Below are 26,761 nucleotides of genomic sequence, written 5' to 3'. Positions count from 1 at the left end.
GTTATCATCGGTTTGAAGCTTGCTCGTTCAGGGGCTCTGTGCTCGGCTGAACTGATCCTATGGAAGAATATTACCAGCTGCGCGATAAATTTCGTACCATTCTTCGCGTGTGAGTCGGATCTCGCTAGCCTTGCAGCAATCCTTTAAGCGCTTAAGGTTCATCGTGCCGATCACTGGCTGCATGTTGGCTGGGTGACGAAGCAGCCAGGCAATCGCAATGGTTGTATTGCTCACCTCATACTTTTCTGCTAGTTCATCAATCTTTTTGTTCAGCTCTGGGAACGAATCATTCCCGAGGAAGACTCCTTCAAAAAAGCCGTATTGGAACGGGGACCAAGGCTGTATCGTCACGTCGTGTAGACGACAATAATCAAGCACACTACCATCTCGGTTAATCGCAGACTCGTTTTCCATGTTTACATTGATTCCGCTAGAGATCATGGTCGCGTTAGTGATACTTAATTGAAGCTGGTTAGCTACTATCGGTTGCCTCACAAACTTTTTTAGCAATTCGATTTGCATCGGGTTTTGGTTCGAGACCCCGAAGTGCCGCACTTTACCTGAGCTTTCTAGAAGATCGAACGCTTCTGCTACCTCTTCCGGCTCGACTAAAGCATCTGGTCGGTGTAGCAATAAAACATCTAAATAATCGGTCTTTAACCGTTGAAGGATTCCATCCACTGATTGTAAAATGTAATCTTTTGAAAAATCGAATCGTCCTTCACGAATGCCGCACTTGGATTGAAGAATGATCTTTTCCCTAACGGCCTCGTTCATTTGAATCGCATCTGCGAAAATTTCCTCACATTCCCCGCCACCGTATATATCGGCATGATCAAAAAAATTTGCTCCTTGTTCGAGCGCCGTTTGGACAAAGCGTTCAGCCTCTTTTTTGCTGATGGCGTTTATCCGCATGCAACCGACTGCGACAACAGGTACTTCTAATGAACTGCTTCCTAGTTTAATCGTTCTCATGATTGAATCAAAAGCCTCCTTCAAATTTCTAATTGTAGATGACATCCCGTTAAACGAAGCGCTTTCAAAACGGAGACCCGGCGAAAAGTGGTGAGTGTTTGTTTGCAGAGTTTGTTAATATTCGCTAGAAAACAAGAAGATTCCTTCTTTTCGCTTCATTTTTTTAATCCAATTGGTCCGAGTCATTCTAGTGATTTGTTTACAACCTACAAATAAAGCGCTTTCATTTTTGTTGTTAACTACAAATCAACAACATCGTGATTGTGGTAAAATAACACTCGTGTACTTCATGATCAGGTGTTATTTCAGCGGGAGTGAACAACGATGGATGTTTTGAAGATGTTAGAGCAAATCAATGGTGTGTTATGGGGACCACCTAGCTTAATATTGTTGTTTGGGACAGGCTTATTTTTAACGATTGTCTTAAGAGGATTGCAATTTCGCCGACTTCTCTATGCTTTTAAGATCGGATTTGGTAAAGAAGATAGCAAGGATGCTGCAGCTGAAGGAGATGTCAGTCATTTTAAAGCATTAATGACAGCGCTTGCGGCTACGATCGGAAACGGGAACATCGCTGGAGTGGCTACCGCTATTACACTCGGTGGACCTGGAGCGATCTTTTGGATGTGGATTGTCGGCTTACTCGGAATGGCGACAAAGTACGCAGAGGCTCTTTTAGCTGTCAAGTACCGGGTAAAGAACGCAAAAGGTGAGTATTCAAGTGGTCCGATGTATTATATTGAACGAGGGCTCGGTCAGAAGTTTAAATGGCTGGCAATTGCCTTTGCGTTCTTTGGTGCATTTGCCGCGTTAGGGATTGGGAACAGCGTCCAATCAAATACGATTGCGGATGTAACGAAAAATAGCTTTTCGATGCCCCATTGGCTGACAGGGGTTCTATTGGTGGCCTTAGTCAGTGTAATCGTGTTCGGTGGAATTCAACGAATTAGTACGGTAGCCAGCTTCTTTGTTCCGATTATGGCGTTTCTTTACATGGGAGGAGCTACGCTCATATTAATTTTAAATTACGACATGATCCTTCCAGCGTTTGGGCTTATTTTTTACTATGCGTTTAACCCGGTTGCCGCAGCCGGTGGATTCCTCGGAATCGTCGTCTCAGAGGCCATCCGTAATGGAGTGGCGCGCGGCATTTTTTCAAATGAGGCTGGTTTAGGAACTGCGGCTTTAATTGCTGGCAATGCTAGGGCCGACCACCCTGTGAAACAGGCGCTTGTCGCAATGACCGGTACGTTCATCGTGACGATCATCGTTTGTACGATGACAGGCTTAACCCTTCTGATCACAGGTTTTTGGGATCCGTCGGGCGGGCTACTTTCCGGGGTTGCTCATGATGCCACACTGGAAGGCGGAGCCCTTACGAGTGCGGCCTTTGGATCGGTTCTCGGTATTGTCGGTGAATACATTGTGTCGTTCTCTGTCATTTTCTTTGGCTTCTCGACGATTGTCGGTTGGTATGTGTACGGAGAAAAGTGCTTTGAATACTTAGTGGGCTCAAAAGGGATTGCAAGTTACCGCCTTGTGTACATTGCGGCTTGCGGAATTGGAACGGTTGCTAATCTTAGCACTGTTTGGGCATTCGCGGATATGGCAAATGCTCTTATGATGATTCCAAACTTAATCGGCCTATTGCTTCTCTGGAAAGTGATTGTAAACGAGACGAATGATTATTTTACGAACTTTTACCGAGAGGCGGAGCTGGCACGATCGGCAGGAAAACCAATCAATCAATAAATAATATACCCGATAGAGAAGCTCTGCCTAAGGCCGGGCTTCTTGTAATTTAAAGGCACCACCACGCCTATTATTGAACGAAGGAGGTGTCCTGATGATGGCTATAGGTACTAAAAAAAGAAATAAATAAGGACGATTGTGATAAGTCACATGAACTTAGCCATCACTTCACAAGTGGTTATTCATTGCCATTCAATTCCGCTATAGTGCTTTTACATCGATTGATTGAATAAACTGTACAAATGCTTTCACGATGTTTAACTGCAACATGTCGTTATGATAATACATCCATGTTTTGCGAGTAATTGGCTTTCCTGAAGGGTGGTGTAGCGGTTTAATGATAAGCTCAGGGTACGGACGGACAACAAGGTTAGCGATAATGGCGTAGCCCAAGCCATGAATGACCATTTCTTTGCACGTTTCGACTTGATTTACTTGGATCGTAACGTTTGGCTTTTGTTTATACTGGTTGTACCACCACTGATCGACGATGCTCTTCATTTTTTCATCTGTATGATAATCAATCCGAGGGAGTGTGGGGAGATCTTCCCAAGTGAATTCCCACGGCGCTGCAATGCAGATTTCTTCCTCGTAAAGCAAATGCTTCGTTTCATTCCAAAGGTAATCCCCTTTTATAAAGGCAATGTGCACATCATGGTTGAGAATAAGCCGGTGCATTTCGCTGCTCCAACCAGTGACCACTTGAAATTCGACATTCGGATACGTTTGTTTAAAAAGGCGAAGCAATTTTGGCATTTTATTAAGAGCGAAAAAATTGGACACGCCCACCCGAATCGATCCAGATACTTCTTCGCTCATATTATGCAATTGTTCTTCTATCTTTCGTTGTTCAAGTAGCATTTTTTTTGCGTGTAACGCTAACTTTTCGCCTTCAGGTGTAAACGTTACTCCCCTTTGCTTACGAATAATAAGCTGCACACCGTAGTAGCTTTCTAATTTTTGCAATCGAGACGTTATGGTGGGCTGCGATAAGAAAAGGCGCTGAGCCGCTTTCGTAATATTTGTGGTGTCATACAAGGTCGATAACATTTCCCAATCTTGCATTCTCATGGAACACACCCCTTTGTTATTGGAAAAATTTATGGTTATTCATTAAAATTATATATTTTTCCAATCTTGGTTTCAATTTTATAATAGGTATATAGAAATGATTGGATGAAATAAGGAGGGTGTTCATGAGCATAAAACAGCCGTTCGTTCCTGGTTTAGATCGCGTGATTGCAGCAGAGACCGCGATATCTTTTCTTGATACAGAACGAGAAAAGATTATTATTAGAGGTCATGACTTAATTGATTTATCCGTAAGCAACGATTATCTAGACGTCGTTCATTTATTATTAGACGGAACATTGCCAAATGCCTCAGAAAAATCCGCATTGGAAGACACGCTGAAGAAACATTACGACATCCCTTCATATGTCATGGAAATATTGAGTTTGTTACCGGAGACAACACATCCAATGGACGGCTTACGCACAGGATTGTCAGCGCTTTCTTCGGTTGACAAAGAGATCGAGAGTCGCTCCACTGAAGCAAACAAAGCACGGGCTTATAAACTGTTAGGGAAATTGCCAGCTATTACGGTAAATAGCTACCGGCTTATAAACGGTCTAAAAACGGTACAGCCTGATCCGACTCTTTCATATAGCGCCAATTTTCTTTACATGATCACCGGGAAAGAGCCAAAGCCATTTGAAGTGAAGATTTTTGACCGGTCTTTACTTTTATATAGTGAACATGAAATGCCTAACTCAACGTTTACGGCTAGGGTCATTGCTTCAACCCATTCTGATCTTTATGGAGCATTAACAGGGGGAGTCGCTTCATTGAAAGGGAATCTTCATGGTGGTGCCAATGAAGCCGTGATGTATATGTTACAGTCGGTTGATTCAGCTGCTGAGTTCCAGCAATTAATCCAGAAGAAGCTAGTCAATAAAGAAAAAGTAATGGGCTTTGGTCACAGAGTTTATATGAAGAAAATGGACCCGCGTGCACTAGAAATGAAGGAATCCTTAAAGCAGCTGTGTGAGAAAAAAGGAGATTATTCTCTGTTAGATAGATGTGAGGCTGGAGAAAAAACGATGCTTGAGGAAAAAGGATTGTATCCGAACCTAGATTACTATGCAGCACCTGTCTATTGGATGTTAGGGATTCCAATTGAATTATATACACCCATATTCTTTACAGCCCGAACAGCTGGTTTGGCCGCACATGTCATGGAACAGCATCAGAATAATCGTATTTTCCGTCCGCGAGTAAGTTATATCGGGGAAAGCTACTAAGCAAAGGGGGATCAACATGGTACAAGTAAAAGATGAGAGAACGACAGATATTTTGTTAGAGCAGATCGCAGATTACGTCCTTCATCATGAGATTACAAGTGAGGAGGCTTTTTCGACTGCTCATTACGTATTAATCGACACGATTGGGTGCGGAATTCTAGCATTAAACTATCCCGAGTGCACGAAGCATCTCGGACCAATTGTTCCAGGAACGATCGTCCCAAGAGGAACAAGGGTGCCAGGGACTTCTTACGTGTTGGACCCTGTCCAAGGAGCGTTTAACATTGGCACAATGATTCGCTGGTTAGATTATAACGATACGTGGCTTGCTGCTGAGTGGGGCCACCCATCGGACAATTTGGGCGGGATATTAGCCGTTGCCGATTTTATCAGTCAAGAGAACCTTTCAAAAGGCAAGGAACCATTAAAGGTCAAAGACGTCTTGGAAATGATGATTAAGGCCCACGAGATTCAAGGAGTACTAGCTTTAGAAAACAGTTTAAATCGTGTAGGGCTGGATCATGTATTGTTTGTAAAAATTGCCACGACAGCCGTCGTAACGAAAATGCTTGGAGGAGATAGGCAAGAAATCATCAATGCATTATCGAACGCATGGATCGATAACTCGAGCTTACGTACGTATCGTCAAGCGCCTAACACGGGCTCACGTAAATCATGGGCTGCTGGTGATGCCACAAGCCGTGCCGTTCGTTTAGCGATTATGGCGATAAAAGGAGAGATGGGCTATCAAACAGCTTTAAGTGCACCGGGCTGGGGCTTTCAAGATGTGTTATTTAATAAACAAAAACTCGTATTGAATCAGCCGCTTGATAGCTATGTGATGGAAAATGTGTTATTTAAAGTGTCGTTTCCAGCTGAGTTTCATGCGCAAACGGCAGCAGAGGCTGCAATAGAGCTTCATCCTGAAGTTAAAGGCCGTCTCGATGAGATTGACCATATTACGATTTCAACTCATGAGTCTGCCATTCGGATTATTGATAAGAGGGGTCCATTATATAACCCTGCTGATCGGGATCATTGTCTGCAATATATAACAGCAGTGGGGTTATTAAAAGGAGCAATTGTGGCGGAGGATTATGAGGATGAGGCCGCAGCAGATCCTCGGATCGATCGACTTCGGGATAAAATGGTCGTTACAGAAAACAAAGACTATACGAAAGATTACTTAGACCCGAAAAAACGATCTATTGCCAATGCAGTCCAAGTTCATTTTAAAGATGGAACTTCAACAGCTAACATTGAACGCCAGTATCCGTTAGGCCACCGCTTTCGGAGAGAAGAAGCTGTTCCAAAAATAGTGGAAAAATATGCAGCGAATTTAGGAACGCACTATGCAAAAAAACAACTAGAGCAAATTGAAGCGGTTAGCTATGATTATGATCGGTTAGCAGCAATGAATGTCAATGAATTTATAGAGTTATTTGTGAAGTAAATAAGGAGGACACGAAAATGGCGTGGATCGTCGAGCAACCGAAATCACAGAAGGAATTAGCTGACCGGTTTAGGCAGCTAATGAAAGAAGAAGCCATTTTACAAATCCCTGGTGCCCATGATGCGATGGCCGCACTCGTTGCTAAAAAGGCTGGCTTCTCGGCCCTCTATTTATCGGGTGGCGCCTATACCGCGAGTAGGGGCTTACCGGACTTAGGGATTGTGACGTCTACGGAGGTTGCTGATCGGGCAAAAGATCTTGTGCGGGCAACCAATTTACCGGTCCTTGTAGATATTGATACTGGATTTGGCGGTGTTTTAAACGTAGCTCGTACTGCACAGGAGATGTTAGAAGCAAATGTGGCCGCTGTTCAAATAGAAGATCAACAGCTACCGAAGAAATGTGGCCATTTAAATGGGAAGCAGCTCGTTTCCAAAGAAGAAATGGAGCAAAAAATTCAAGCGATTAAAAAGGTGGCACCCACATTAGTGATTGTGGCTAGAACCGATGCTCGCGCAAATGAAGGGCTAAATGGGGCGATAGAACGGGCAAACGCCTATATTGAGGCTGGAGCGGATGCTATTTTCCCAGAAGCATTACAATCGGCCGAAGAATTTCGCCTCGTGGCGGAAAATGTATCTGCGCCATTGCTTGCAAATATGACGGAATTCGGGAAAACTCCTTTGATGACCGCAGGAGGATTACAAAATGCAGGCTTTCAAATGGTGATCTATCCAGTTACGTCATTGCGAGTGGCTGCCAAAGCCTATGAACGAATCTTTCAGTTAATAAAAGATGAAGGAACTCAGGAAGCCGGTATAGAAGATATGCAAACAAGAAAAGAACTGTATGAAACGATTTCGTATGATGATTTTGAAGCACTGGACAAAAACATCGCCAAAACAGTATTAGGAGAATAAAATTTTAGGACTACACGGAGAAGAGGAGGCTCTCTTGTGTAGTCTTTTTTAACGATATAATGTATCTGCATTGACAGTCAATTAGAGAGTCTCTGTAGACGGAAGGGAAGTCGAACAGGGGTTGATATTGTGAACACAAAGACGCGTATATTGTATAAAGCAATTGAGCTGTTCAACGAGTTAGGTGCTAGAAAAGTATCGACAAACCATATTGCTGAAGCTTCTCTCCTTCCTTTTGTCTCCGTATCTTTCTTTTCAATAAAGTTCAGGAAACAAGCGGCCACTTTGTTCAAAATGGCCGCTTGTTTAATTTTGAGTATTTACTCTAAAATCAACACATTACTTCTACTGTAAAACCACCAGGAGCCTCAACATAAAATTAAGGTTCAAGTTTAACAAGACAACTTTGGCAGGAGATTTTTGCTTATGGCTCTCTTCGCGTATAGTTTGTCATCGTATTATTCATTGTTAGCATGATTCACGTCTATTGGGCTTTTGGCGGTCGCTGGGGCATTTAACAACCTTTTTATGCAAATTAGTTAGCGGAACACCGAGACTTACCGAGCACGATGAAATAAATGGCGTTCTCCACATGAATTGAAAACCTTGGAGTGGGCATCAGCTGATGTCTCTTCGATTGATAAACTAGTTCATTTTATATCGTCAAACAACTCCTATTCTCATGATGTTAAGATGCAAAAGATACAAACATTATTAAATAAAAGTATAGACATTTAAAATTAATTGATTATAATTATAGGAGAGTGAAAGCGCTTATCATAAAAAAGGAGCTGATTGTAATGAAAAAGATTTTATTGGCTTGCAGTTCGGGAATGTCAACAAGTCTTTTAGTGACAAAAATGGAAGAGTACGCAGCATCCATCGGAGATGAGGTTAAGATTTGGGCAGTTGGACAGGATCAGGCGAAGCGGGAAATGGCGAACGCCGATGTAGTACTGATCGGGCCACAAATGAGCTTTTTAAAAGGGGAATTTCAAAAAGAAGCGGAGCAATATGGCATTCAAGTGGATGTCATTGACATGATGGCATACGGGATGGCAGATGGCAAAAAAGCATATGAGCAAGCCTTGTCCCTCATAGGAGGACGTTAATGGAAGCGATTGATTTTGACCAATTATCGAGTGATCAAATTCCGTTTATGATTATTCTCCATAGCGGAAACGGGAGAAGCAAAATACTGCAAGCATTGCGGGAGTATCGTGAAGGGAAGGAAGCGGAAGCAAACGACCTTCTCGTGGAGGCGGAAAAGGATTTGAATGTAGCTCACGAAATTCACTTTAAGCTCGTACAACAAGAGGCTACTGGAGAAAAAACGGAGCTGTCCTTGTTGCTCATGCATGCAGAGGATCATCTAATGTCTACGTTAACAATGAAAGATTTAGTGAAAGAGTTGTTAGAGATTTTCAAAATGAAAAAGTAATCATTTGAATTGGAGCGAACGTCCCATGTTTGAAAAACTAAGCCGTTATTTGGTACCCCTCGCCGGTAAATTGAACAACAATCGGTATTTAACCGTGTTGCGAGACGCATTTATGTTAGCATTCCCATTGACGATTTTTGGTTCTATTTTTGTCGTTTTAACGAATTTACCATTCCTTGACCAGCTCATGAATGAAGGAGCTCTTGCTACATTTCGAGAAAGTTTTAGCATTGCTTCTTCTGCCACGATGGGAATGATGTCTGTGTTTGTGGCTTTCGGAATCGGGTATTATTTATCGAAGAGTTACAATGTGGAAGCGATCTTCGGTGGGGCCATCGCCCTTGTCTCGTTTTTCATTTTAACTCCTTTTATGGTGGAAACGGAAGCTGGCGAAGTGGTTCAAGGTGTTATTCCGTTAGATCGGTTGGGAGCTAAGGGGATGTTTCTTGCGATGATGACCGCTTTTCTTTCGGCGGAAATTTACCGGCGCATCGTTCAACGGAACATTACCATTAAAATGCCTCCGGGGGTTCCGCCAGCTGTTGCGAAGTCCTTTGCTGCGTTGATCCCTGCTGTATTGACCTTAACCGTTTTTCTAGCGATTAATGTTTTCGTTTCCCAGCTGTTCCATACGAACATGCACGATGTGATCTATCAAGCGGTACAAGCGCCGTTAGTAGGGCTCGGAAGCGGAATTATCCCGACGTTAATCGCCATATTCTTTATTCAGATTCTTTGGTTTTTCGGCTTGCATGGCCAGGTCATTATAAACTCGGTCATGGACCCTATCTGGAACACACTCATGATTGAAAATTTGGAAGCGTATACGAACGGGGAACCCGTCCCGAATATAATTTCCAAGCCATTTATCGAGATTTTTACGGTTGGAATGGGTGGAACAGGGATGACACTAGCCGTTGTGTTTGCCATCCTTCTGTTCATGAAAAGCCAGCAGTTGAAGCAGGTCGGAAAGCTTGGGATCGGACCGGGATTATTTAACGTAAACGAACCAATTATTTTCGGACTCCCGATTGTGATGAATCCGCTCATCATCGTTCCGTGGATTTTGTCGCCCATGATCGTGACGTTAGTTACTTACTTTTCAATGGCCTCAGGGCTTGTTCCTCCACCGACAGGTGTTGCTGTTCCTTGGACCGTCCCGTTTTTCATAAATGGGATTATGGCAACCAATTCGATTGCGGGGGGTCTACTGCAACTTGTTAATCTAATGATTGTGTTTATGATTTGGTATCCGTTCTTAAAATCGATGGACCGATTTAATCTAAAGAAAGAACAAAAAGAAAAAAACGCTGCTTAAAGGGGAGATGCCTTGTATGACAAAAGATACTGTTACTTATCGCTTTCCAGAAGGGTTTTGGTGGGGGTCTGCTACCTCCGCAACGCAAACAGAAGGAGCGGCTCATCGTGATGGGAAAGGAAAAAATATTTGGGATCATTGGTACGAAGTTGAGCCGAGTCGCTTTTTTCAAGGTGTCGGCCCACAAGACACGTCTCAATTTTACGAGCGGTATAAAGAAGATATTCAATTAATGAAAGAGGTCGGGCACAACTCATTTCGTTTTTCCATCTCATGGTCAAGGCTTATTCCCGATGGACGAGGGGAAGTGAACCCTAAAGGAGTAGAGTTTTATAACAATGTCATTGACGAACTGCTAGGTCAAGGGATTGAACCTTTTGTTAACCTCTTTCATTTTGACATGCCGATGGAACTTCAAAAGATTGGCGGCTGGGCAAATCGCGAAGTTGTCGATGCATATGAAGCTTATGCGAAAACATGCTTTGAACGATTTGGGGATCGCGTAAAAAAATGGTTTACGCATAACGAGCCGATCGTTCCGGTAGAGGGAGGATACTTGTACGACTTCCATTACCCGAACGAAGTAGACTTTCAAAAGGCGATTCAGGTAGGTTATCATACGGTGTTATCAAGTGCAAAAGCGATTAGGGCTTACAAACAATTGAATCAGGGTGGCAAAATCGGGATCATTTTAAATTTGACTCCTTCCTATCCGCGAAGTAATCACCCTGCGGACTTAAAAGCAGCAAAGATCGCAGATGCTTTTTTTAACCGCTCCTTTTTAGACCCGTCGGTTAAAGGGGAGTTCCCAGAAGAGCTCGTTCAAATCTTGAAAGAAGAAGGCTTTATGCCTATTATAGAAGAAGAAGACTTAGAGATTATTCGCCAACATACGGTGGATCTTTTAGGTGTGAATTATTATCAACCGAGACGTGTGAAGGCAAAAGAGGCCCTCCCAAATCCGGATGCACCTTTTATGCCAGAGCGCTATTTTGATCACTACGCGATGCCTGGTCGGAAAATGAACGTTCACCGTGGATGGGAAATCTACGAAAAAGGAATTTATGATATTCTCATCAATCTGAAGGAACATTACGGAAACATTGAATGCTTTATTTCCGAAAATGGAATGGGGGTTGAAGGAGAAGAGAAGTTTCGTGATGAAAATGGTGTGATCCATGATGACTACCGAATCGAATTCATCCAAGATCATTTAAAATGGGTGCATCGGGCGATTCAGGAAGGCTCTAACGTTAAGGGGTATCACCTATGGACGTTTATGGATAACTGGTCCTGGGCGAATGCCTATAAAAACCGCTATGGGTTGGTGTCTGTCAATTTAGACAAGAATGGTGAACGGACAATTAAAAAGAGCGGAAAATGGTATAAGACCCTTTCGGAGAATAATGGATTTTAAAAGATGGTCGACCCTGACCATCTTTTTTTACCGATCAATCAAAGTCTTTTGCAAAAGGTGGGTGGGGGATGCGATGAAAAAGTACGAGGCCATTTCAATGGAAATAAAAAAGAGAATAAAAGAAAACGACTATCCTGTAGATCAACCGATACCAGATGAAATCTCCCTTTCAAAAGAGTTTGGCTGTAGCCGGATGACGATGAAAAGAGCGCTGGACATTTTGGTTATGGAAGGGCTTCTTTATCGAAAGCGAGGGCATGGGACGTTTATTGTTCAATCGGCCATCCATACGAGCCGTGTCAATGTACTGACCAATGAAGTTAAAGGGTTGTCCAATTTGTTAAAGGATAAACAGGTAACGAGTAAAGTCATCCAATTTAATGTGGAGTTTCCAGCGGAAGAAGTGGCAGCCCATTTAGCCATTGACCAAAAAACGCCAGTCTATCATATTATCCGCTTACGGCTCGTCGACGGTGAGCCTTATGTGATAGAGAAAACGTACATGCCGACCCCACTCATTCCAGGGATTAATGATGAGGTGTTGCACGGCTCGATCTATTCTTATCTGATTGACACGTTAGGGTTAACGATAGCCGGATCTCACCGGAAAATTCGTGCCTGTAAAGCAGAGGCGTTAGAGATAGAACATTTGCATTGTGAAGCGGATGATCCGATTTTGGAAGTGGAACATGTAGGTTTCTTAAATAATGGTGTGCCGTTCGAATATTCCTTTTCTCGTCATCGGTACGATAAATTTGAGGTGACGACCATCAATATGAAACGGTCCTAGTGAAGGCGTGGACATGTTAGCTAGAATTGAAGCTTGTGGACGAAATTTGTAGTGCAAATAGGGTGGAGAAAGGATAAATTTCGGATGCAATTCAAATTCCTACCACTGTTCCACGTGAAACAGTTGGCGAAATGATTCGGTTATTCTTAGCGTATGAACTTGACACCATAGAATCTGCCCTTTGGTCCATAGTGTATAATCATTTGTCAGAAAAGTTAAACGATAATGTGTGTTACCTGAGTTTTTATCGTCTATTGTCAGCTCAAGCTGATGGGTTCGACGGGCATTACAGGCACGTTACTATTTGCAAACCATACATTACAGGAAGAAAAAACATGAACCGAATGGGGGAGACTGTATGTTGCAACCGATTTTTTTAACACCTGTGTTTAAGGAGCGTATTTGGGGAGGGACTCTGCTTAAGCAGGAGTTTGGCTACAATATTCCATCCGATAAAACGGGAGAGTGCTGGGCCATTTCTGCTCATCCGAACGGCTCCTCTATTGTTGCTAATGGCGAATTTATTGGAAAATCATTAGCAGAGCTTTGGAAGGAACAGCCGCAACTATTTGGAAATCCTTCATCAGACGTGTTTCCGTTATTAACGAAAATTTTAGACGCCAATATGGATTTATCCGTGCAGGTTCACCCCGATGACTCATATGCCAACAGCCATGAAAATGGGGAATTAGGAAAGACGGAATGCTGGTACATCCTTGATTGTAAGAAAGATGCAGAGATGATATTAGGTCACCATGCAAAAACGAGAGAAGAATTAGAGAAATGTATTGAAGATGGGGCATGGGATGATTTATTGCGAAAGGTAAAGATCAAGCCGGGAGATTTTTTCTATGTGCCGAGTGGGACGATCCACGCACTATGCGAGGGAACGCTCGTCTTAGAAACTCAGCAAAGCTCGGATACGACGTATCGCGTGTATGACTACGACCGCCGAGATGAAGCGGGAAATTTACGGGAGCTTCATTTAGAGAAGGCGATTGACGTAACGACAGTGCCCCATCAAGATCCAGACGTCTGTCCAAAAGTGACGATAAAAGACCAAGCCGTTGTGACGACGTTTGTAGAAACGGAGTTCTTTTCCGTCCATAAATGGGACATTCACGGACAGGCTTCGTTCTCTAGTGACGATCGTTATTTACTAGTAAGTATCATTGAAGGAACAGGTAGGCTTACGTATCAAGGGGAGAGATACTCTTTTGAAAAAGGGGTCCACCTCCTAATCCCAGTAGGGTTTAATGATTTTAACATTGAAGGCCAATGTCAATTGATCGTTTCCCATCCTTAAAGGGCAGCAGAGCTGTCGTTGCCCATATACGCAAGTCTAAACAAAAAAGCCCCTTCGGTTGTGCTAAAATGCACGTCGAGGGGCTTGCTTTATCACTAGTTACACTTTAAATTTGCTAAGGAGTTCACGCAAATCGGTAGCCATTTGGCTTAAATATTGAGCAGAAGAGGTTACCTCTTCCATGGTTGCCAGCTGTTCTTCAGATGCGGCAGCTACATCTTGGGCGCTATCAGATGTATTTTCCGCGATGACGGCAATTTCATTGAAGGAAGCAGAAACTTGCTCGACCTCTGCGGAAATTTCCTCAGAAGTAGCAGCCATTGACTCAATTTGCTCCGCCACTTGGTTAGTTGATTGAATAATTTCTTGGAAATGGGTTTTCGTCTCGTTGGCAACGGTTAGGCCATCTTTCACTTCTTCCATGACCCCATTCATTGCCGTACTTGTCCGATCCATCTCCTTCTGAATTTCTACGACAATTTCAGAAATTTGCTGTGATGAATGTTGAGAGCTTTCCGCTAGCTTTCTCACTTCGTCTGCCACGACGGCAAAGCCTTTTCCGTGCTCACCTGCGCGAGCCGCTTCAATCGCTGCATTTAAAGCGAGTAAGTTCGTTTGCTCAGCAATCGATGTGATGACATCTAAGATGTTGTTAATCTCTTTAGAGCGTTCAGCGAGCATCTTCGTAATTTGAACAGAATCGGTGACAGACTCATGGATTTTGTTCATCGTTTCGACGTTGTTTTCAACCGACTGTCCGCCTTCTTTTGCTTTTTCAATCGTTGAATTGGCCGATTTAGTAATTTGTACCGACGCTTCAGCAATTTGTTGAACACTGGACGAGACTTCTTCAAGGGAAAGAGTGCTTTCATTTACCCCGCTTGATTGTTTCTCTGAGCCACTGGCTACTTGTTGGATTGATTCAGAAATTTGCTCACTGGAACGACTTACTTCCTCAGAGCTTGCCGAAAGCTGTTGCGAAGAAGCGGCTACGCGATCAGCACTATCTCCTACTTGATGAATCACTTCCTTTAAATTGGTAGCCATTTGATTCACATTGTGAGCCAAAATCCCGATTTCGTCCTGTCTTTTAATCTGTAAATCAGAACTTGTTAAGTCTCCACTGGCGATCGTTTGGACGTGACTTGTAATGAGGCGAATGGGCCGGCTCATACTTCTCGCAATCCAAATGGCAAAGAGAACAATGATGACAGTAAAAACAGCCATAATCATGATCGTAATCATTTGAATATGGTCTGTTACGGCTAAAACGGAAGAAAGGGGAGTAAGGAGATAAATGCCGTATCCTGCTTTTTCAATCGGCGCGTAACTAATCACCATCTCCTCGCCATCCACACGAGTGATGGACGTACCGGACTCTTCTTTTCCTGTTGCAAATAAAGAGACTAAATCACTTTCAATTCCAGACTCCTCCACGGTAATCCCGATGAGTTCATCGTTCGGATGAGCTTGGATGGTATTTTGATCATCGATAAAGATCACTTCATGCTGGTTAAATTGGTCTCCATGTAAATATTGCTCAATCAGTTGCTCAAAATTGATCGATGCGGACATAACCCCTAGTGTCTCTCCAGAAGAAGAGAGAACAGGGGTGGCAACGATTCCCGGTTGCATTTGAAATAAGGACACTAGAAATGGTGTCCTGTCCGGCCATCCCATTTTGAAAATATTCCCGATCGGATAGATCAAGGACGCCAATATGCTCCTCATTTGTATGGGCTTGAACAATTCCATCTGCCCTTGTAAAAACGACAGTTTCATAACTATCGTCTTGGTTTTTGATTACATTCATTAATTGTAGCTTGCTTTCTAATCGGTCAGATTGAAGCGCTTCAGAGCTGGCGACAATTTTAATTTCGTCTAGACGCTTTTCAAGCCATTGTTCCATTCCGTCAACGGTACTAACGGTCTGGCTCTCCGTTGCTTCACGCTCTTTGGCGACAATCTCGTTTGCGCTCGATTGATACATCATGTAGGACATAATGATGAGAGGGATCAATCCAACGAGTAAAAAATAAACAATAAACTTCAAATTGATGGATTTTCTGAAAAATGAGAGCTTGCTAATCACTTGATCAATCCTTTCTACCTAGTTCATATGGAGTGCAAAACTATCATATCATGAATAATTTCAGAGAAAAACGGAATATTTTTGTAGTTTGTGGATATATTCACCTTAAATATTATGGCGAAAAATCTATCTTATTTTAAGAGGTCAAGTAATAAAAGCTAATGGGGTTGCTCGTGTCTTCAAATAGATAGTATTTATAGCCTATGGAGGACTAATAATATTGTTATATCTATATATCGACGGTGTTAAAATGTTTAAAAATTGAATCATTCATTTTTGAAGAAATTTACTATGTTTGAATATTGTACATAACTTCACATATAGCAAAAAAGATATTTCAGAAATTTCAAGTCTAGTAAAAGAAACCAAAGCCCCAGAGAGAAGGGAGCTTTGGTTCGTTGATTACAGGGCGTCTTTAATCACTTTCTTATAATAGAGAACCGATAGAATGGCGAAGATGGAATAGAGAGCTGTATAGAGTAACATGACCATGATCATCGGTGTCCACAATTCGGTGCCAAAGAAAAACCAACCTGATTTGACTGCAAAATAGCTATGACTGAGACCGAGCAAAAGCGGGATTCCGAAGTTAAATACTTGCTTTACTCGTATTCCTTTCAGCAAATCTCCTTGGGTAAAGCCGAGCTTTCGTAATATTGTGTAGCTCCCTTTTTCCTCTTCACTTTCATCCATTTGTTTAAAATAGAGGATGCATCCTGACGTGATAAGAAAGGTGAGTCCTAAAAAGCCAACGATGAACATGGCCAGTCCAAAGATTTGCTTCTGACTTTGGCTCATTTCAAATTGAGCATATTGAGGTGTTTCACTCGTAAAAGGTGTTTCATGAAATAGAGTAATCGCTTCTTCTAGCTGTCCTGCATCTTTAATATCAATGCCGATATGAACCGACGAATTGAGCTGAATCTCAGGGTCAATGTCATCTTGTAATTGGGAAAACGTCGTTTCATTCACAATAGCTAAAGGCAAGCCACCACTTGAGAAATAAGTAGATACGAGATATTCACTGTGTAACCCGATATAGTTTTGCGGGATAACCTTTTGTTTTCCCCTTAGTTCAATGAATCCGGAATCTTTTAACGACATAAATTGTTGCATCATATCGTTATAACCGGTAAAGGCGGCTTCTTCTGGCGCCACGTTCACACTTTCGACCGCAGTATCACGTATGACGGGGAGGATCATAATATCTGAATCAAAATCAACACCGTCTAGAGGCTCTTCCAAAATGTCTTTAACATAAACTTCCGCTATAAGAACATCGATCACCGTTTCGTTATAGGCGATGCCATGAGCATCTAGTGCCTCCTTAAAATATGCCGCATCTTCCATATCCGTTAAAGTAAAGTCAGAGGGGACATAATGTTCCGCCGTTTTTTCCGCTGAATAATAAGAAATGTAGCTTAGCGATAATAAGCCAATAGCGAGTCCTGAGATGGTTGTAATGATCGTCAGTATGAGTGCATTCGATTTCATGCGAAACATAATCGACGATAACGATAGGACATCTCGCACAGCTAAATGGCCGTTTTTCTTTTTTCGGATCAAATTAAAAAGAAACGTAACGGAGCCTTTATAGAAAAAGTACGTCCCAATAATGACCGATCCGAGAATGAAGATCATTGCTATAAAGAGTGTCTCCATTGAGGTAAAGGTACCCCCGAACAATTTCGATGATACAAAGTAGCCGACAAGGATGGACACAATTCCGAGGCTACCGATAATGATGTCGAAGAGCGATACTTTTTTCACCCGATCCTCTGATGATGAAGTGACGTGAAAGAGGGACAATATCGTTTGTTGTTTTACAAAAAGATAATTTGCGAGCAAGATGAGCCCATAGATCAAAGTAAATACAATCACTGTCTGAACAAGTGCAGGTACCGAAAAAGAAAGGGTTGCGATTCGGTCCAATCCGGTCAGCTTAAACAGGATCATCGTCACAAATTTGGAGATGACAAATCCGATAAACACCCCGCCTGTCAGTGAGGCAAAATAAAGGATCAAGTTTTCTACGCTTAAAATCCGAAATACTTTCCCTTTCGTCATGCCGATCATTTGAAACAAGCCGATTTCCTTGCTACGACGCTTAATAAAAATGTTGTTTGCATAAAGCAAGAACGTGGTCACGATCACGACAAGTAGTACGGATGCGGCTTTCATGGCGGCAGCCCCTTTAATGCCTTCCTGAACGTCATCCATCGCTGGGTCATATTGCAAGGTGACGAACGCAAAGTAAAGGGCGACGCTAAACATAAGGGCAAATACGTACAGGTAATAGTTCTTCAAATTTTTCTTCAAGTTTTGAAGAATGAGGTGATTAATGGTCATTTTGCACCCCACCTAACACACCTTGTGTTTTCATGATGTCTTTAAAGAAGGTTTGTCGCGATTCGTCCCCTTTATGAAGCTGCGTATAAATTTGCCCGTCTTTAATAAAGATCACCCGGCTGCAATAGCTTGCAGCGACAGGATCATGTGTGACCATCACAATCGTCGCTCTCAGCTTCTCGTTTAATTGCTGTAACTTACCTAATAGATCGGAGGCGGACTTAGAATCAAGCGCACCTGTTGGTTCATCGGCAAATATAATACTCGGTTCATGAATGAACGCTCGTGCTGCTGAAGCCCGCTGCTTTTGTCCACCGGAAATCTCGTTTGGATATTTATCTTTAATCTCATAAATTCCCAATTCTGTTGCAACCTGTTTGAACTTTTCATCTGCTGCTTTTCTCGGAATTTTTGTAATCGATAACGGAAGCAAAATGTTTTCATTTACGGTCAACGTGTCGAGCAGGTTGTACTCCTGAAAAATAAAGCCTAAGTGCTTTTTACGAAATTGGGCAAGCTCCTTTTCTTTCAACCGTGTCATTTCGCTGCCTTCAATTTTTATTGAGCCGTTACTTAGCTTGTCGATGGAAGACAGGACATTCAGGAGCGTTGTTTTTCCTGAACCTGAGGCCCCCATAATGCTGACGAATTCCCCTTTTTCCACACGGATATCGATTCCTTTTAAGACCTCTTGTTTATTTAGCTTAGTACCATAGCTTTTATGAATGTTTGTCGCTTCAAGTATTGCCATGTATTTTCACTCCTTGTCATGTCTAGAAATGGTGAAGCCATCTTTATCGTAAAAGGGTTCCATGTTTTTTTCCTTCGATTAAACGAACAAACAGATAAAAGCATGTGACACTTTTGTCACATGCCGAGCGTCCGGACAAACTCATTTTCTTTCGGGAAGGTCAAGGTGAATGTTGTGCCTTCACCTACTGTTGAGCTTACGGCTAGGTCAATCAATAATGGTTCGGCGACTCTTTTGGCTAAGTATAGCCCCATCCCCGTTGCCCCATTCGTTTGATCGGTTTTCGTTGAAGTAAAACCTTTCTCAAAAATACGAGGAAGGTCTTTCGGCTCGATCCCTCGACCGAAGTCTGTCACTTCAACGACGGTTTTCCCAGAAACCACATCGCTTTTAATGATAATGTCAGACGCTTCACTATACTTGACCGCATTGGAGAGAAGCTGCCGTAAAATGAACGATAGCCATTTAGCGTCTGTCAACACGTCTGTCACTTCTAACTGTAAGTCGAAGCCGATCCCTTTTTGGATGCACCACGATTGCAGTGTCTTGATTTCTTGATGGAGTACACTCTCAAGGTTTACCTTTTCCACGTAAAGGTCGTTTTCCATAAAGGGAATTCGTTTTTGATGGAGCTGCTGATCGAGCAGTAGGTGGATTCGCATCCATTCATACGTGAGCTGGCCTTTAATGGTTCTGTCTTCGAGACGGTCGATAATTAAATGCATCGCCGTGAGCGGTGTTTTGATTTCATGAATCCATGCGAGTAAGTCATCCTTTTCCTGTTCCAACGCGGTCTCATGTCGATGGGCTTTCTCTTGCAAGTAGCCGGTTTGTTTAACAATCGTCTGCTCAATGATACGTTCAAACGGGCTTTCGGCGGCAACTAAATTGGTTACGTCCAAATCTTTGTCCCATTCCTCAAGCTTTCGATAAAATGTTGTTTCTTTTTTATATCGCACGGCTAGAAAAAAGAAGAAGATCATCGATGATAAAAACACACTATAGAAGACAGGTGCTAACGGGATCGCTGAATCGAGATATGCTATAAAAACAGTGAAGCATTGGAGGAAGATAATGATCAGAATCCAGCTTCCTCGTTCTTTTAAAAAGGTTTTAATCATTGATGTTCCCATCTTCCTTTGCCATATATCCTTGACCGACCTTTGTTTCAATGTAAGCACCTAATCCGAGCTCGTCCAATCGCTTTCTCAATCGATTGACATTAACGGTAAGGGTATTATCACTAATAAAACGCTCATCCTCCCATAAGCTACGAATCAAATCATCACGGGTGACAATTTTGTTTTTACGTTCAATGAGCCGCTTTAAAATAAAAAACTCGTTTTTTGATAGTTCGATCGATCCGACATGGTTGCTAACTGTATTGCTTTCGTAATCAACGGTCGCGCCGCACCATGTTTTTAGCTGTGTTTGTTCGCTCGTGTAATTATGGACTCGGCGAAGGATCGCTTGGATTTTTGCAACGAGGACATCAAAGTGGAACGGTTTTTGAATAAAGTCATCGGCGCCAAGCTGCATCGACATGACCATATCAGTTGGGTGATCGCGTGAAGATAAAAAGATGATCGGGACATTGGAGTGTTGGCGAATTATGCGACACCAATGAAAGCCGTCAAACTTCGGCAACTGAATGTCGATGATCACCAAATCTGGCTTATGGCTCGTAAACTCCTCGATCACCTTTTCAAAGTTACTCACTCCATGGACATCGTAAGACCATTGGGAAAGGCGTTCCTTTATTTCACTAAACAATGTATGGTCATCTTCAATTACCATAATTTTAAACATTTTCGTTCACCACACTTACGCGCTCATTCTTTTTTCATTGTATAGTAAAAAATGGGGATTAGCTATATAGGAAGCGACTTTGGAAAAAATGATGTTCGACTCCTGAAATCCACCTTATAATTAAACAAGGAATCATGTTTAACGGGTTGAATAGAGAGAGGAAAGTGCTGCATGAAGAGAAAAATGGTTTTGATGATAGGAGTGGCTCTCGTCATCGTTTGCGCAGGATGGGCCATAATTTCGCCAAAATCGTTAGCCATTACGACGGTTAAAATCTATACGACATTGAACTATCATGATCATGATTTAACGTATGTTTCCGTAGAATATGCGAAAGGATTTGGGGATTATTCCGTCGTGCTTAAGGATCGGGAAGGGAGTCATCAAGGCTTTCTTGTGACGCCAAGCTTTTTTCCCGTCATCGTCTCGTACGATCCGCTTGATAACTATTAAAAAAGGAGTCTTCCTCGTTTGACTGAGGAGGACTCCTTTGCACTTAGGCTTGGCACAACACATAAAGGCAATCGTACGTGGCAGGGATACTGTCCTCTGTTCGATAGCGCTGTTCGTAGATCTCCTTCATGAGTTGATAGTACCGTTTCGATAAAGGGCGGGAGGATTGGGAATAGGTCGCGCCCATTTTCTTAACCGTGTGCAAAAATTGTTCAACCGTTGAATAGGATTCAATTGCTTTTTCCTCGTGGATGGTCAACTCGGCAAAAAGTCTCTCCAATGTGCGTTTCCATTCGCTTTTTGAGAGATAATCGAGCCCCCGTCGTTCGTCGATGATTCCGAGCTGTTTAGCTGCAAGCAGGAACGAATCGTGGAGTTCATAAAACGTATCAGGTCCGAAGGTAGAAAATAGGAGGAGGCCAGTTGGTTTTAGCCAAGAACGAAGTTGCGCCACCGTCTCGGTCGGTTTATCTAACCATTGGAAAACGGCGTTAGCGACGATAACATCATACGTCTTAGCTGAAGGCTTTTCTCGTACCATCTTCTCAATGTCCCCTTGGATGAACTGGACGTTTGGATGAAAGGAGACGTTTTTCTCTGCTACCTCGAGCATTTGCTTCGAAAGGTCGACAGCATCGATCGTTGCCTGAGGAAAGGATTTTAAGCATTCACGTGTTAACCAGCCGGTGCCACAGCCGATGTCAAGAATTGCACGGGGCTCGTCTTTTGCATCGCGTCGCTTTTCGTCTAAAAGCTGTACGAGCCGATGAGCCATTTTGCGCTGAACGTGATTCACGCCATCATAGAGGTGAGCGCTTTTACTAAAATGACGCTCGACCGTTTGTTTATCAATAAACATTACCTAGCAACTCCTCCCATGCGCTGATGACAACGGAATCTTGAGTATAGAAGGGAACATGTCCTGCCCCCTCAACGATGATGAGCCGCTTCGATGGCGAAAATAACCCGGAAGCAGGAGAAGGACAGATCGTATCATCACTCCCATGAATCCATGTGATCGGCACTGAAACGGTAGGCCAACCCTGAAGCAATTGGACATTTGCTAAGTAGTCGAGTCCAGCTATTAAACTTTCATTCTGCCAATGATAGAAAGGGTCGCCAGCCTCTAGTGTTTGTAAAAAAGCCTGATCGAGCCCTAGCGATTTTTCCGAATCCGAAAACATTTGCTCGTAAAAGGACGTCAACGTCTCGGTCCGATTCCGTTTAAGTTGACGCGACATGTGGCGAATAACCGCTAACGGGATTCCGCCGGGGTGATGATCTGATTGAGAAAACTGCAATGCACTTGAAAGGAGAAACAATCCTTTTACCCGCGCTTTTCTCAGGGTAGCCGCTTCGACGGCCATCATGCTCCCCATCGACCAACCAGCTAAAATCCACTCTCCTTGGTGACCATCGATTGTATCGAGAACGAGCTGCAGAAAGTCTTCGCGCCTCTGGCATGCACGAAAATCGATGAACATTTCCTCAAGCTCAGCTTTTTGAAAAGGACGACAAAGCTCCTTCCAACGATCGAACGGAATGCTCCAACCCGGTATCCATAATACATTCATGGTGTTAACTCCCTTCGTCCTACGAGTGGCAATCTCTGAAACTGTTCAATCGCCCAGTCAATATCTTCCTCCGTGTGGGAGGCGGTCACTGTTAAGCGAATGCGACCTTCACCGCGAGGAACGGTAGGGGGCCGCACCGGAATCGCTGCTATTCCTGCTGCTTGTAACGATTCACTCACAAGGAGGAGGTCATGGTTGTCGCCAATGAGGACAGGCACGATATAGGATTCACTACCGCATAACGAGAATCCAAGCTGCTCAAGTCCGTTGCGTAGGCGCTCTCCCAGCACCTGAACTTTTTCCCGCCTCCACGGCTGCTCCTGAACGATTTGCAAAGCTGCTAGATGGGATGCGACGATGTAAGGGGGGAGGGCCGTCGTAAAAATAAGGCTGCGTGCATGGTTGAGAAGATACTCGATGAACGGTTTAGCCCCAGCAACGTATCCACCATAGCTACCTAGAGCCTTACTAAACGTTCCCATTTGAATGTCCACGCGATCGTTTAAGCCCAGCTCCTCCACAAGTCCGCCGCCTGTTGCCCCGTACACACCGCCACTGTGAGCTTCATCAACCATTAAAATGGCTCCGTATCGCTCTTTTAGTGTGACAAGATCATGAAGGTTTGCGTGGTCGCCGTCCATGCTAAAGAGGGCGTCTACAACGATAAGCTTCTGTTTATGGGGTGACTTTTGTAGCAGGGTTTCAAGGTGATCCATATCGTTATGCCGGAAGCGAAGATGGTCGGCCCTGCTCAGCTGACAGCCATCAACAATGGAGGCATGGTTTAACTTATCACTAAATACGGCATCCCCGCGCCCTACAATCGAGGAAATAATACCGACATTCGCCATATAACCACTACCAAAAATCAGAGCAGCTTCAGTTTTTTTCCACTTTGACAATTCGTATTCGGCTTCCTCATAAAGAGGGTGGTTGCCGATAATGAAACGGGAAGCAGTCGAGCCGATAGCACAAGCTGAAGCGAGTTGTTCGGTTCTTTCGATGAATTCGTTTGAACCGGCAATTCCTAAATAATTATTGGACGCCAAATTAAGGAGCCTGCTGTTCTCTCGTGTTAACCAAGGGAGTGCTGCCTCGGATGTTGGCACAAGTTGGCGAAACGAGCCCCGCTCTTTTAATCTCGTGAGCTTTTCCTCTAACGTATGTAACCAATCCGTATTCAACTTATGTTCCTCCAATCCGTGGGGAAGTCTCTATTGTTAACTATTTTTAATTAAAGGTTAACATAATAGCGGATCGTCTAGCAAATCAAGTGGTCAATTTAAGAGCTTCTTCATGTGAAAGAAAAGACCCCTGTTATAAGGGATCTTTCATCGTCAAGCCACCGATAATTCGCTCGACTCTTTTTTTCGGTAGATCAATTTACTAAGAGAGACACTAATTTCATAGAGGATAAACAAAGGAACGATGACGAGCACATCAGATAAAAAGTCAGGTGGTGTGATGACGACGGAGAGGATGATTAAAAGAAAATAGGCATACTTTCTTCCTTTCGATAGTTTTTCAGGGGTGAGTACGCCTAGCTTTGTAAGGAACATAATCACTGCTGGCATTTCAAACAAAAAGCCAAATGGCAACGTGAGATGGAGCATGAATTGAAAATACTTCTCTGCCGTAAACATAGTTTCGAATTGGTCGCCGGCTAAATTTGATAAAAACGTAAGAACGAGAGGGAAAAGAACAAAATAGCCAAACGCAATGCCGGCAATAAAAAAGAAGAATAGCCCTGGGATGAAGATTAATGTCGCTTGCCGTTCTCCCTTTGTTAATCCAGGTTGGACAAACTTCCACACTTGATAGGCCGCAATGGGAATCGTCGCCGCGGTAGCCAATACCGCCGCAATTGTCATATAGACCCACAAGATGTCGCCAGGACCAAGGAGGGCTAATTTGCCGTCTAGATCCTTCACTAGATAAAGATAAACGTCTTTAACAAAGATAAGGGTGCTAATCAGAGCGACTATAAAGGTTAGCATGGTGACAATGATTCGTTTCCGCAGTTCGGCTAAATGATCGATAAATGGTCGTTCTTGTTTATCCATCGAATCAGCTCCTCTTAAGGGAAAAGATGCAGACAGATGTCTACATCTTCCCATCGTGATCGAATGTGTGTGCAAAAAGTTATGGTTCTAGCTTTGTCTCTTTTGATTCCTTTGTTCCTTCGCGGGAAGAGCTATCTTCGCTCACGAGGTCGGATGTGGCCCGCTTAAATTCTTTAAGGGTTGTTCCGAACGCTCGTCCGATTTCCGGAAGTTTGGATGGCCCGAAAATGATGAGAGCGATGACCAAAATAAGAATTAATCCTGGGATACCGATGTTCTGAAACAATATAGATCCCTCCAATTCAGATTGAAAACCGATTACACGATGAAGCCGTGGCGCTCCAATGCCGCTGCGGCTAACGGAGACATTCCATGCCTTTCTGCATAGTCCGCCAACTTATCGGATACTTGTGGTCCATATCCAGGTGGTGGGGCAGCATGGCTCATGGCCACTTGACGCGCTGCATTTCTTCGTGCGAACGGCCCCCAAATCGCAAAGGTAATGCCAGGTGTTTGCATGTTGAGGTAGAACGTTTTTCCATCAGGTGAGAATGCAGGTCCGGCAAACTCTGAGTTGTTCAGCCTGTTCTCAGCAAACGTATACACATTTCCTTCAGGCGTTAAACCAATCATCCGATCACGGCCAATGTTGCCGTCCTCTGCAATCCAAAGATCGCCCCATGGCGTAATCGTAATATTATCCGGCATTTCTAAATCGTTATGATCAGAAGATTCATAGAATAGCTCTAACGTATTCGTTGCTGGAAAATAGCGATAAATGCGCCCTAAATTTTTTTCACCTGCATTAGTATCATCGAACCAGAAGGCACCGCCTGCGAACCAAGATCCCTCTAAACGGCTAAATCGAATGCAGCCTAGATCACGAGCATCTTCCTTTGCGCGCTCAGGGTTCACTTTTTTCCAAACGATGCCGATTTTTTGGCCACTCGTAAAGTTGCTTGCTTGGTTATGGGGCAATTCATCAATTGCTGCCGCTTCTAAGATTCCACCTTTTTGTAAGGAACCGAGTGTTTGGCTACGATCGTGAGGGGTAAATCGATAAAAGAAGCTCGGGCTGTTATCTTCAGTTAAGTACCAGATTCCTGTCGAGGGGTCCACATTACAGGCTTCATGGGAAAAGTAACCCATGTCCCGAATCGGTGTTTTCGACATTTCATTTTCAGGTTCATGAGGGTTTACTTCGAACACGAAGCCGTGACCCATGTCCCGTGTTTCTTCACAGGTTAACCAAGTTCCCCAAGTGGATGGACCGCCGGCACAATTTCGAATGTTCCCAGAGTTCGTCACATATTCACGAATAACTTCCCGATTTGGACCGACTACGAGTGCTGTCGTTCCTCCCGCGGCGCCCTTGCTCCACGGATTTTTTCCGTTGACCGGATAGTCGGCGTTTGTCCCATTTTCATGATTACGAACGAGAATCGTCGTGTTTCTCGGCCCTTGGAACGCCGCCATTCCATCGTGCATGGAAGGGACAAGGTCACCGTTGGTCATTCGGTCTCCTGTTCTTGAGAGGATTTTGTATTTGAATCCCTTTGGTAGATCGAGAATTCCGTTCGGGTCTTTTACGAGAGGCCCGAACCCCCCAAACCCACTCGTTGGATTGGAAGAGTTTTTTGCTTGTCCTTCTAAAGAAAAAAGTCCTGTCGAGCCTAATGTTAATGCGAGTGTACTCATTCCGCCTACTTTTAAAAAGTCTCGTCTATTCATTGCACCTTTACCCATCAATATTCCTCCTTCGTTTTTAGTGAAGTGAAAACATTGAAGCCGTCATGGATAATCTATCAAATGAGTTTTAATGAACGATGAACAGAGAATGATGATCGTGTGAAGTTTATGACAGGAAGATAAACCTGAATTATTCATAAAAAATCTTTGATAACCAAATAATGCTTATCTATCAAGGTATTGAGCTAAATGGTCCATGCATCAAATAAATGAAAAAAGAATCCATTTCTGATAAGGTTAAAACAG

General features: G+C 43.3%; 25 protein-coding genes. 11 read left to right on the top strand and 14 right to left on the bottom strand.

What is annotated here, in order from left to right:
- Positions 1–57: 57 nt before the first annotated feature.
- Complete coding sequence (locus E2L07_RS04605; RefSeq protein ID WP_053430057.1) at positions 58–975, bottom strand: aldo/keto reductase; 918 nt, start codon at positions 973–975, stop codon at positions 58–60.
- A 324-nt stretch (positions 976–1,299) separates the two neighbouring features.
- On the opposite strand from E2L07_RS04605, the gene E2L07_RS04600 reads away from it, so the two are divergent.
- On the top strand, positions 1,300–2,727 hold the full coding sequence (locus tag E2L07_RS04600) for an alanine/glycine:cation symporter family protein (protein WP_053430056.1): 1,428 nt from the start codon (positions 1,300–1,302) through the stop codon (positions 2,725–2,727).
- 201 nt (positions 2,728–2,928) lie between these two features.
- Here E2L07_RS04600 and E2L07_RS04595 read toward each other — a convergent pair whose 3' ends face one another.
- Positions 2,929–3,798 carry a LysR family transcriptional regulator gene (locus E2L07_RS04595; protein WP_053430055.1) on the bottom strand — a complete coding sequence of 290 codons (870 nt, stop codon included), beginning with the start codon at positions 3,796–3,798 and terminating at the stop codon, positions 2,929–2,931.
- A gap of 125 nt (positions 3,799–3,923) precedes the next feature.
- Between E2L07_RS04595 and mmgD the strand changes: the two genes are divergently transcribed.
- From mmgD to manA, 9 genes are all read left to right on the top strand, one after another.
- Positions 3,924–5,030: a citrate synthase gene (mmgD, locus tag E2L07_RS04590; RefSeq protein ID WP_053430054.1), complete on the top strand. Its 1,107-nt coding sequence runs from the start codon at positions 3,924–3,926 to the stop codon at positions 5,028–5,030.
- A gap of 16 nt (positions 5,031–5,046) precedes the next feature.
- Positions 5,047–6,483, top strand: coding sequence for a bifunctional 2-methylcitrate dehydratase/aconitate hydratase (locus tag E2L07_RS04585; RefSeq protein ID WP_134228959.1), 1,437 nt, complete (start codon positions 5,047–5,049; stop codon positions 6,481–6,483).
- A gap of 17 nt (positions 6,484–6,500) precedes the next feature.
- Positions 6,501–7,403: a methylisocitrate lyase gene (prpB, locus tag E2L07_RS04580; RefSeq protein ID WP_134228958.1), complete on the top strand. Its 903-nt coding sequence runs from the start codon at positions 6,501–6,503 to the stop codon at positions 7,401–7,403.
- 800 nt (positions 7,404–8,203) lie between these two features.
- A complete protein-coding gene (locus E2L07_RS04570) occupies positions 8,204–8,515 on the top strand; it encodes a PTS sugar transporter subunit IIB (RefSeq protein ID WP_010900046.1) in 312 nt (103 codons plus the stop codon).
- Positions 8,515–8,844, top strand: a complete 330-nt coding sequence (locus tag E2L07_RS04565) for a PTS sugar transporter subunit IIA (protein ID WP_010900045.1) — start codon at positions 8,515–8,517, stop codon at positions 8,842–8,844. The genes E2L07_RS04570 and E2L07_RS04565 overlap by 1 nt, the downstream gene beginning before the upstream one ends.
- Positions 8,845–8,869: 25 nt before the next feature.
- The gene (celB, locus tag E2L07_RS04560; RefSeq protein ID WP_134228957.1) at positions 8,870–10,162 is read left to right on the top strand and encodes a PTS cellobiose transporter subunit IIC; all 1,293 of its coding nucleotides are present in this window, start codon (positions 8,870–8,872) and stop codon (positions 10,160–10,162) included.
- Positions 10,163–10,178: 16 nt separating this feature from the next.
- Complete coding sequence (locus E2L07_RS04555; RefSeq protein WP_134228956.1) at positions 10,179–11,579, top strand: glycoside hydrolase family 1 protein; 1,401 nt, start codon at positions 10,179–10,181, stop codon at positions 11,577–11,579.
- Positions 11,580–11,652: 73 nt separating this feature from the next.
- Positions 11,653–12,369 (top strand): GntR family transcriptional regulator, encoded by a 717-nt coding sequence (locus E2L07_RS04550; protein WP_134228955.1) that lies wholly within the window; start codon positions 11,653–11,655, stop codon positions 12,367–12,369.
- Positions 12,370–12,727: 358 nt separating this feature from the next.
- Complete coding sequence (gene manA / locus E2L07_RS04545; RefSeq protein WP_134228954.1) at positions 12,728–13,675, top strand: mannose-6-phosphate isomerase, class I; 948 nt, start codon at positions 12,728–12,730, stop codon at positions 13,673–13,675.
- A gap of 99 nt (positions 13,676–13,774) precedes the next feature.
- Here the strand turns inward: manA and E2L07_RS04540 are convergent, their stop codons facing one another.
- The 6 genes from E2L07_RS04540 to E2L07_RS04520 all read right to left on the bottom strand — a co-directional run bounded on the left by E2L07_RS04540 (position 13,775) and on the right by E2L07_RS04520 (position 20,676).
- Positions 13,775–15,325: a methyl-accepting chemotaxis protein gene (locus E2L07_RS04540; protein WP_243854904.1), complete on the bottom strand. Its 1,551-nt coding sequence runs from the start codon at positions 15,323–15,325 to the stop codon at positions 13,775–13,777.
- A complete protein-coding gene (locus tag E2L07_RS21135; protein WP_243854903.1) occupies positions 15,228–15,767 on the bottom strand; it encodes a PDC sensor domain-containing protein in 540 nt (179 codons plus the stop codon). Before E2L07_RS21135 ends, E2L07_RS04540 begins: the two co-directional genes overlap by 98 nt.
- Positions 15,768–16,169: 402 nt before the next feature.
- Positions 16,170–18,116, bottom strand: a complete 1,947-nt coding sequence (locus E2L07_RS04535) for an FtsX-like permease family protein (RefSeq protein ID WP_134228953.1) — start codon at positions 18,114–18,116, stop codon at positions 16,170–16,172.
- On the bottom strand, positions 18,106–18,867 hold the full coding sequence (locus E2L07_RS04530) for an ABC transporter ATP-binding protein (protein WP_134228952.1): 762 nt from the start codon (positions 18,865–18,867) through the stop codon (positions 18,106–18,108). The genes E2L07_RS04535 and E2L07_RS04530 overlap by 11 nt, the downstream gene beginning before the upstream one ends.
- A gap of 116 nt (positions 18,868–18,983) precedes the next feature.
- Positions 18,984–19,988, bottom strand: coding sequence for a sensor histidine kinase (locus E2L07_RS04525; protein WP_134228951.1), 1,005 nt, complete (start codon positions 19,986–19,988; stop codon positions 18,984–18,986).
- Positions 19,981–20,676, bottom strand: a complete 696-nt coding sequence (locus tag E2L07_RS04520; protein ID WP_134228950.1) for a response regulator transcription factor — start codon at positions 20,674–20,676, stop codon at positions 19,981–19,983. Before E2L07_RS04520 ends, E2L07_RS04525 begins: the two co-directional genes overlap by 8 nt.
- A gap of 171 nt (positions 20,677–20,847) precedes the next feature.
- Here E2L07_RS04520 and E2L07_RS04515 point away from each other — a divergent pair, with 171 nt between their 5' ends.
- On the top strand, positions 20,848–21,129 hold the full coding sequence (locus E2L07_RS04515; RefSeq protein ID WP_134228949.1) for a hypothetical protein: 282 nt from the start codon (positions 20,848–20,850) through the stop codon (positions 21,127–21,129).
- Positions 21,130–21,172: 43 nt separating this feature from the next.
- Here E2L07_RS04515 and bioC read toward each other — a convergent pair whose 3' ends face one another.
- From bioC to E2L07_RS04485, 6 genes are all read right to left on the bottom strand, one after another.
- Positions 21,173–21,988 carry a malonyl-ACP O-methyltransferase BioC gene (gene bioC, locus E2L07_RS04510; RefSeq protein ID WP_053430045.1) on the bottom strand — a complete coding sequence of 272 codons (816 nt, stop codon included), beginning with the start codon at positions 21,986–21,988 and terminating at the stop codon, positions 21,173–21,175.
- On the bottom strand, positions 21,978–22,703 hold the full coding sequence (locus E2L07_RS04505; RefSeq protein WP_053430044.1) for an alpha/beta fold hydrolase: 726 nt from the start codon (positions 22,701–22,703) through the stop codon (positions 21,978–21,980). The genes bioC and E2L07_RS04505 overlap by 11 nt, the downstream gene beginning before the upstream one ends.
- Positions 22,700–23,887: an 8-amino-7-oxononanoate synthase gene (gene bioF / locus E2L07_RS04500; protein WP_053430043.1), complete on the bottom strand. Its 1,188-nt coding sequence runs from the start codon at positions 23,885–23,887 to the stop codon at positions 22,700–22,702. The genes E2L07_RS04505 and bioF overlap by 4 nt, the downstream gene beginning before the upstream one ends.
- Positions 23,888–24,040: 153 nt before the next feature.
- Positions 24,041–24,766, bottom strand: coding sequence for a twin-arginine translocase subunit TatC (gene tatC / locus E2L07_RS04495; protein ID WP_053430042.1), 726 nt, complete (start codon positions 24,764–24,766; stop codon positions 24,041–24,043).
- Positions 24,767–24,845: 79 nt separating this feature from the next.
- Positions 24,846–25,052 (bottom strand): twin-arginine translocase TatA/TatE family subunit, encoded by a 207-nt coding sequence (locus E2L07_RS04490; protein WP_134228948.1) that lies wholly within the window; start codon positions 25,050–25,052, stop codon positions 24,846–24,848.
- Positions 25,053–25,084: 32 nt separating this feature from the next.
- Positions 25,085–26,512, bottom strand: coding sequence for an alkaline phosphatase PhoX (locus tag E2L07_RS04485; protein ID WP_010900029.1), 1,428 nt, complete (start codon positions 26,510–26,512; stop codon positions 25,085–25,087).
- Between the last annotated feature and the right edge of the window lie 249 nt (positions 26,513–26,761).

It is taken from the genome of Halalkalibacterium halodurans (assembly GCF_004376175.1).
Lineage (GTDB): Bacteria > Bacillota > Bacilli > Bacillales > Bacillaceae_D > Halalkalibacterium > Halalkalibacterium halodurans.
This window is presented reverse-complemented; position numbering and strand designations above follow the sequence as displayed.